1 protein-coding gene is annotated in these 1685 nt (G+C 67.5%); it reads left to right on the top strand.

Features of this window, described 5'->3' with window-relative positions:
- Positions 1-76 precede the first annotated feature (76 nt).
- Positions 77-1651 carry an ISL3 family transposase gene (locus tag ACFQV6_RS44135; protein ID WP_378033720.1) on the top strand — a complete coding sequence of 525 codons (1575 nt, stop codon included), beginning with the start codon at positions 77-79 and terminating at the stop codon, positions 1649-1651.
- The last annotated feature ends 34 nt before the right edge of the window (positions 1652-1685 follow it).

The following is a 1685-nucleotide window of genomic DNA, read 5'->3' as shown; positions in this document are numbered from 1 at the left end:
GGGTTCTGGCCCACTTTCCGTGATTGGAGTGGGCCGAGGGCTGAGTTCACCATCCACTGTGTAGCTTCTCCGTGCTGTGGATCTTGGTCTGGGTGTGCTGCTACCTCATCTGTCCGGCGTTAAGGTCGAGCGGGCCGAGGTGACCGAGGACAGCGTTCTGGTCGATGCGTCGGGGCGGGCCGTGCACGTGGCCTGTCCAGGTTGCCAGGCCTGGTCGCGGCGGGTGCACAGCCGATATGTGCGGCGGCTGGCCGATACCGCGATCGGTGGCCGCAGGGTCCTGATCAGCGTGCGGGTGCGCCGCTTCTTCTGCGAAAACGGGTCGTGTCCGGCCCGAACGTTCGCCGAGCAGATCGACGGGCTGACCCTGCCGCATGCCCGTCGCAGCCCGCCGTTGCGGCGGACGCTGGAAGCGATCGGTCTGGCGTTGTGCGGCCGAGCAGGCGCGCGGCTGGCGATGCAGTTAGGCCTGCGCGTCAGCCGCAGCAGCCTGTTACGGCTGCTCAGAGCATTGCCGGACCCGTCGATACCGGCGACTAAAGTCCTGGGCGTCGACGACTTCGCGCTCAAGCGCGGCCACGTCTACGGCACGGTGCTCATCGACTGCGAATCCCACCGAGTCATCGACGTGCTGCCCAGCCGCGACGCCGCACCCTTGGCCGACTGGCTGCTCACGCATCCCGGCGCCGAGATCATCTGCCGGGACCGTTCCGGCGCCTACGCCGACGGCGCCCGCACCGGCGCACCTGAAGCGGTGCAGGTCGCCGATCGTTTCCACCTCTGGCAGAACCTGGCTACCGCGGTCGAACGTTGCGTCGCCCGACACAAACCCTGCCTGCGCGACGACACCCCGCCAGCCACAACCGATACGGTCCCACCCCCATCCGAGCCGAAACCCGCGGCCGAGCCGACCGGCAGACTCGCTGAACGACGCCGCGAGCACCACAAGCTGGTGCACGATCTCCTCAGCCAAGGCTTGAAGATCCGCCAGATCGCCACCCACCTCGGCTGGGGCCGGCACACCGTTCAGCGCTACGCCCGCGCCGAGACCTGGCAGCAGATGATCGTCGGCGTCCGCCGCCGCAGCAGCCTCGACCCCTACAAGGAACACTTGCTGGCCGGCTACACCGGCCGGCACGGCAACCTTCAAACCCTGCACCGCGAAATCACCGCCCAAGGCTTCCCCGGCAGCTACTCCGTCGTCCGTGACTTCCTCCAAGGCCGATCCCCTGGCCAGCCACCACTACCGGCACAACCACCATCGATCCGGCGCGTCACCAGCTGGATCTGCCGCCACCCCGACCGCCTCCCCGCCGACGACGGCACAGCTCTTACCGCGATCCTTGACCGCTGCCCCGAGCTACACACCGCCCACCAGGTCGTCCGCGAGTTCGCCGCGATGCTCACCAACCGCACCGGCAGCACCACCCTGACCGACTGGATCACCACGGCGACCACCGCCGCACTGCCCGGCATCAGCACATTCGCCCACAACCTGAACGCCGACCTCGACGCCGTCACCGCCGGACTGACCCTGCACTGGAACTCAGGACCCGTCGAAGGCAACGTCAACCGCATCAAAATGCTCAAAAGGCAAATGTACGGCCGCGCCGGCTTCGACCTCCTCCGAAAACGAGTCCTCCTCGCCTAACCAGCCCTGCAATCACGGAAAGTGGGCCAGAACC

It is taken from the genome of Actinoplanes sp. GCM10030250 (genome assembly GCF_042666575.1).
Classification (GTDB): Bacteria; Actinomycetota; Actinomycetes; order Mycobacteriales; family Micromonosporaceae; genus Actinoplanes.
This window is presented reverse-complemented; position numbering and strand designations above follow the sequence as displayed.